The organism is uncultured Gimesia sp. (assembly GCF_937910335.1).
Lineage (GTDB): Bacteria > Planctomycetota > Planctomycetia > Planctomycetales > Planctomycetaceae > Gimesia.
Genome location: NZ_CALEMX010000288.1, coordinates 24,811 through 31,617 on the forward strand (window position 1 = coordinate 24,811; position 6,807 = coordinate 31,617).

Annotated in this window: 5 protein-coding genes; all 5 read right to left on the bottom strand. The window is 44.2% G+C overall.

Features of this window, described 5'->3' with window-relative positions; genetic code table 11:
* Positions 1-4: 4 nt before the first annotated feature.
* On the bottom strand, positions 5-1,759 hold the full coding sequence (locus tag Q0668_RS11660; protein WP_298864578.1) for a trypsin-like peptidase domain-containing protein: 1,755 nt from the start codon (positions 1,757-1,759) through the stop codon (positions 5-7).
* An 83-nt stretch (positions 1,760-1,842) separates the two neighbouring features.
* Complete coding sequence (locus Q0668_RS11665) at positions 1,843-3,009, bottom strand: NPCBM/NEW2 domain-containing protein (RefSeq protein ID WP_298864580.1); 1,167 nt, start codon at positions 3,007-3,009, stop codon at positions 1,843-1,845.
* Positions 3,010-3,067: 58 nt separating this feature from the next.
* Positions 3,068-4,183, bottom strand: coding sequence for a hypothetical protein (locus Q0668_RS11670; RefSeq protein ID WP_298864582.1), 1,116 nt, complete (start codon positions 4,181-4,183; stop codon positions 3,068-3,070).
* 41 nt (positions 4,184-4,224) lie between these two features.
* Positions 4,225-5,970, bottom strand: coding sequence for a hypothetical protein (locus Q0668_RS11675; protein WP_298864585.1), 1,746 nt, complete (start codon positions 5,968-5,970; stop codon positions 4,225-4,227).
* A 226-nt stretch (positions 5,971-6,196) separates the two neighbouring features.
* Positions 6,197-6,807 (bottom strand): hypothetical protein (locus tag Q0668_RS11680; protein WP_298864587.1); only part of this gene is annotated, 611 nt, incomplete at its 5' end.

The window sequence follows — 6,807 nt, forward strand, 5'->3', positions numbered from 1 at the left end:
GACACTATTTTTTTGAGTTTTCTAAAGTCTCTAATTTTACCTGTTCAATTTTTAATTTCATCACTGGTCGGTTACCATAATGGATGATAATTTCACTTGGAAACTTTTGCCCTTTGAGCGTTTGGAATTGTTCAAAACGGATGGCACAGACTTCGGAATTTTCTGTGAGGTAAAAATCGAAACCCCTCAGAGAGAGGTCTGACTTATTGAAGTACCAACGGGAAATCGCTCCAGTTTGTATGGCAACCAGAACATCGACCAGCTCATTTTTTCCATCCAGGTGTTCGCTTCCCAGATAATAAAAGTCAGTAAAGCGTGCCGTTTGGCCGGAAAGTAATAATCGAAAGTGATGAAATGCCGCTAGTAATCCACCCGTTCCCGCCGGTTCATCCAAAAGCATTCCTGACTCAAGAGATTGCAGATAGACATCATTGCCAAGTTCGAACCCTATCCCTTTGTCAGCCAAAGTCAGTGTGAATTCGTCACCATCAATTTGTTTTCCTGTAAGCGACCAGTTTCCTTTACGATCGGAAAAATTGCTGGAGTCATTTAAAGCCTGCAGTAACCGCTCTTGTTGCCTTTGATTAAAGTAATAATTTGCAAACCCGGTTTTAGAGATGTAGAGATGTTTATATTTTTCCGGTGGAGGAGTCGCCGCCTGTTTGGCGTGGGGAAGCGGCATCGGCGATGGTTTTTTATCACCCGGTTTAGAAGGTTTCTCCGGGATGATTTTTTTCTGTCCGGCCTGTTTTTGCAATTCCGACGCTCTATGTAATGCCTGCAGGCGAACATAAATGGTTGTTTTCTTTTCATCTCGTCGATAGACAAGCGGCAACGTCCAGCCGGCAGGATAAATTCCCAGAATGTTTTTGAATTGATTTACACTCCGGATAGGGCGGCCTGCAAAAGAGACGATCTCATCTCCCAATCGCAAACCTTTACGGAACGCGTCTGATTCTTCCAGAATTTCCGTAACATCGATCTTGGAATCAAAATCCGTTGAAACGGTCGCACCTAAAGCGGCATGATCTACGATGCGTCCGCTTTTTAAATGATCCCAGAAGTGTTTGATCTGGTTGATTGAAATCGCATATCCCGCTCCGGAATTGACACGTCCTCGTTTTTCAAATGAGCCCCGCCCATTGATGCCGATCAGTTCGCCCTGATCATTAAACAGAGGTCCCCCCGAATTTCCGGGATTGATCGAAGAGTCAACCTGAATGCAGTCTGTATATTCCAGAAATGTTCCCGCGGGATATTGATAGCGGTGGACCCCGCTGACAATTCCATATGTAATCGTTGGCTGGAAATCGGTGGCTAATAAAAAGGGATTGCCCATGGCATAGGCCCAGTCACCGACTTTGACTGTATCACTGTTTCCGAGACGGGCTACGGGAAAATCAGTTCGCCCCAGTAGTTTAATCAAAGCGATATCGCCTGTCGGATCGATGCTGACAATCACCGCGTCGTAGAGCTTACCGTCATTCAGGCCGCACTTCATGAAATTACCTGACGGAGAAGCGACATGGAAGTTCGTCAGCGCAAATCCATCCGATGTGACTAACACACCCGAGCCGCCGCCTTTGCCTGCTGCCCCAAAAATGGCGACGACCGACGGAGAGACTGCTTTAATCACATCGACTCGTTGTTTTTGTGCTGCCAGGACTGCAGGATCTACTGCTGCCTGCGCAAAGGCGGGTAGCAATAACAGCATGAATATGCTGGTTAAACATCGATCACAGAAGAAAGTTCTCTGCATCAAATTACCTTTATCATTCCAGAAGGGAACAGGCTCTGATCAATTCACAAGAATGACAGACAGGCCTGATACCGCGACACAGATTATTTAATTAAGCGAGCCTCACAGAGATCGAGATGATCACAGATTTCAAGATTATCACCAAAGTCGACTAAAATATCGAGATCGCGCACGCCGCGTACATCCAGATTTAATTCTACAGGCCGATCGGAACTTCGAACGTTGCCGGAATAGAGTGTCCGACCATTGCCTTTTATTTCTACATACACGAATCCAATGCTGGGAACTGAATCATCAATTCCCATGATGGCGCGAAAATTTCGATATTCATTTTTAATGCGATACTGCAGAAGTGTCTTAGAATGGATGTAAAGTCCGCGTGAATATTCTTTCCCTGCCAGTCGCAAAGGCCCTCCATCACGATGTTTGTCTTTGCGATATTTCCAAATGGTATCAAAGAAGGGTGTGTATTTAATATTACGTGGTTCCAAATCGGAGAGGTAGCGTACCTTTCCCTGACTGAAATCCAGATTGGCAATTACCGACGCATCAAATCTGGCCTGAGACCCACTTTTCAACGTCGCTTCTAATTCATTACCCGAAAATGCAATTGACGATGCATGAATGAGTCCATTGCTGGTTAATCGGATCGAACAGAAGGGAGTCGTTTCCGTTACGGGCTGTCGAAAATAGATGATTCCAAACACACGTTTTCGATCGACTGAAACTTCATCGTCACCGGTGAAGAACTGAATTTTTTCATCGGAAATAGAACCAACCACTCCATCAATAAAATCAAGCACATTTTCTTTCTGTACGACGAGCAAATCTTTGCTGTGCTTCCCTTTCAGAAGTTTATCCCAGGCTTCTCTGATATTTGAATTCAAGGTTCCAAAGCGAATTGAGGAAACACTCTTTGCCGGTATGATCAATGAGCCCGTCTGATCTCCGCTGATTTTGACCTGCTTCTCATTACTTAGCAGCGATTGAATCGGGAAGAGTGATCCATCAGTGAATCTGATAGCGAACGGCGATTGTAAGCTGCGACGAAATCGATTTTTGGGAAATCGAATATTCAAAACCTCAGAGAGTGGAAGCTCATTCGTAGATTTATCCTGTTTCAGATGAATGGCTGTTTTGTTTAATGACTGCAGATTACCTGATACCGAAGCTCCACTTAAGGAAGTCACTTCAACTTCCGGTGAAACGGCAAGCAGCATTGTCAGGGAAATACAAAACAGAGATTGCATGAAAAACTCTCCAAAAACTCAACGAACTCGACTTGGGTATTTTTTGGTCGTCTAAATTCTATTTGCCGGTATTGGCTTTCTGGGTTGCCAGTTTCTTGAAATATTTTTCAACGGCTTTGCGGTAATGTGAGGGGAAGTTGCGGTTGATAATATTCTTGGCAGATGCCTGTTTCTTCGGGGGTAAATCTCCCCAGCCACCATTATTTGACAATTTTTTCTTGTCAACTTCTCCTGGTGCAGTCTGACCTTTTACGCGGCTTTGACTTGATCCCCCATCGGGCGAATTGGAACTTCCAGCGCCTGCTCCTGAAGAAGAACCGCTCTTCGACTGGTCTTCCATTTTTTTAATCAGTTTGTCCAGCGAGGCTATGATTTCATCTTCGACTTTCTGGACTTTTTTACCAGAGTTTCCCAATTCGAGTCTGCGCTCCACGTCGCTCATTTTTCGTGAGATTTCATCCAGACTTTCATCTTTCAGCTCGGCTAAATCTGCCTGCATCAGGATGGCGACCTGTGTGTATCTTTCTGGAATACGCTCTGTATTATTAAGCAGTAAATCCAGCGTTTTTCCGCAAGCTTCTTTTTGTAACAAGTGATGCTCACAAACGGCTTTGTAAAACAGATATCCAGCGGGATCGATTAATTCATCTGGTTTGATCGATGTGAAAAGTTCCAGTGCCTGATCTACCATCCGAAATTGTGTTAAATTCCTGGCGACGTAATAGCGGATATTGGACAGGTAAAATGTCTCTGCTTTTCCATTCACTAATAAGGGATGACTGGAAAGCTGAGGAAGTTTATCGGAAAGCTGAAAATCCTGGACTAACTGTTTTGCTTCAGGATTCAGTTCAGAAAAAATCTGAAGCGTCAGAGCCAGTTTTTGTTCAGGCGAGAGTGGTGAATCTAACTTAACCATTAATTTGGCGATGGATTTTAAATCCGCCGAGTTTTTCGTTTTCTGATCGGCTGCCCAGTTTTGTAACTGCATTTTGAGCTCATGTGCGGTCGGTGATGCATACACTTCTATCTTGGCTTGTTCTGCCGCTTTCGGTTTGTCTTGAGCCGTCAGTGAAGTGGGAACCGCCTGCAGGCAAACGAAAACCAATAGAACCACCATTAGGATGGGGCGATCGGCAGCTTGATTGATTTGTATTGAATGGAGCCTATGAATCATGTCAATAATAGACCTTCAAATGATACTTCGTTCTGAAGAAATTATTTATTCTTACCTGTCGCAAGAATGTAAGTTGCATTCTGAATTCGAGTTTGTCGGTTTGATAATTGTTGAAGCTGCTGAATGATATCTGTCTGGTTGGCATCTTTTTCCAAAGCCATTTTTTCAATTCTGCGTGTCCGTTTATTTACACGCAGTTGTAATGACCGCAGCATTTTGATCTCTGCTAGCATGTCAACCAGAGATTGACCATCTGGGTTACCCCGCTGTTGCTGCTGTTGTTGCTGCTGTTTTTTTTCTTTTTCCGACTTTTCCATTTCCTTTTGCAGGGCATCAATCATTTCTTCGAGTGAACTGATAATGTCTTTTTCAATTTCCTGAGTCAGTTCGCCTACTTGTGTGCGATTCAATCGATAGGAAGCGGTTTGCACATCTTCCCGAACTTCAGATAGAGCTTCTGTGAAGGCCACAGATGACCCTTCATCCTTAAGTACTAATAATGCCTTTTCGACTTCAAGGCCGATGGAACTTTCTTCACGAGCTAATTGGACGGCACGTGCGGTATGACGGCTGGTTCGTTCTTTCTCTAGAACTTGAGCGATGGAAAGCGTACCTGAATAAACCCGTTTCTGTTGTGCCAGAATTTTCTGTAGTCGGGCTTCCATTGCAGCTAACATCAGCTCACGCTCCTCTTCCCGGAGCTGTCGCAGCATTTCCTCCAGCTTTTCTTTCGCTTCTGCCAGCTTTCTTATGGCGTCATCCTGATGTTCCGAGGCAGCTTCTTTTTGTTTTTTTTCCAGCTGCTCAATCGCCTTTTCCATCTCCTTGCGAGCCTGCTCGATTTCTTCTCGGCCAGGCGTCTTCTGTTGTTGTTGCTGCTGGGATTGCTGGTTTTGTTTCTGTTGAGATTGCTTCTTCTGCTGTTGCTGTTGCTTCTTCTGTTGTTGTGATTTTGACTGCTGTTGAGATGGGGATTGTTTCTCTTCTGGTGATCCCTTTTGTTTCGGATCAGACTTGCCGTTTTCAGGGGCCTTTCCTTTTGACTTGGAGTCTTTTGACTTCTGAGAATCGGAATCCGACTTTGGTTTATCTTTTTTCGATTTCTGATCCTGGGGTTTTCCGTCGGTTTTCTTCTTTTCCTCTTTATCCTGCTTTTTATCCTCGGACTTATTGGAACCGTTTTTTTCTGAGTCCTGCTGATCGATTTTGTCAATCAATTTCTTTGCATTGTTTGATGTTTGTTTTTGTTTCTCTTTCAGATTGGCAGGGTTTTCGCCTCGTTCGGTCGCGGCTCTGACGTCTCGCTCTTGTCCAATCAGGCGATTGACATCTTTCAGAAGATTCTGAATGCGTTGCTTTTCTTTTTCTACTTCGCTCATTCTGTCTTCACTCTGAAGCAGCGCCAGCAAAGCTTGCATGTTTTTGACCAGATGATCCTGTCGTTCGACTGCATCGCCGAGTTGTCCGTTTTGCAGCATTTGTAAAATACGCTGCATTTCGACTGTCATTTGGTTTTGTTTACTTTGACCAAAAGCACGAAACAGCAGATCTGCCCGTGCTGGATCGGTCTTTTTCATATATTCCCCCAGGTCATGGAGGGTCGATTCAAAGCGTTTGAACTGTTGCGAAATGGCTTCCTGTTGATCTGAGAGGCCACGATCCTTTTTATTGGTATTGGGGGAGGTGTTGGGCTGCGCGCTTTTTACCTGAGCATGACAGACATCAAGACAGAAAAGACTGACAAGCACTGTCATGAGCAGAACAGCAATCCGCAAACGTTTCAACATGTGTGATCCTCCTGTCAGAGTATCCCCTGTGATTTCAGAAATAATAAGGGCGGGTAAATGTAAGATTGATGTCCCTCTTATCTTATCGTGAACGTTCAGAACGAGCCCATTTATATTATAGCAACTGATGGACTCTGGCCGAAGCGTGTATTAGTGTTCATCTTTTGGTTTGGGTTTAGACAAATCATTGCATCAGCGGTTATTCGATGAGCCTTAATTTGACTGTTTATTCCAGTCCCAACCCTTTGAGACGATCCAAGAGCTTGTTTTTGCGAAACTTTTTTGTATCTTCACTCAGTTTTTTTTCTCTTTCGATAAGACTTTTGAGCATTTCTATTGCTTCGTGAAACTCTAATAAGTCTTGCATTTCGTTGAGGACACTCTTCATTCGGAACAGCAGTGCATTTAACTGTTCGATACTGCTCTGTATTTCTGGCAGGGGATCATTGTTTTTTTCGATTGCAAATCGAAACAGTCCCAGTCGTTGGTCCAGCTCGGGGAAATCCTGTTCGTGGATCATGGTAAGCGGCTTCAAGATTTTGTCATCAATGCGGCCCATAATTTGTGCCGTCGCGACTCCATTGTTCACAAGCTCATCTCGAATATCATGAAACGATTCAACAATGGAGGCTGTCTCGGTCGCATTTTTTCGCGTTCCATACAACGAGCGATCAGCTGAGATGGCAACCGCATTCTGAATATCTTTCAGGATTTCAGGCCATTTGGAGTCTGATTGTCCCTGTTTTTGTTTTAGTTTGATTGTTTGGGATTGCTGTAGTTGTTCGACGCGTTGATTGAGGTCATCGCGCGTCTGAGTGACTTCTTGATAGATTTGCT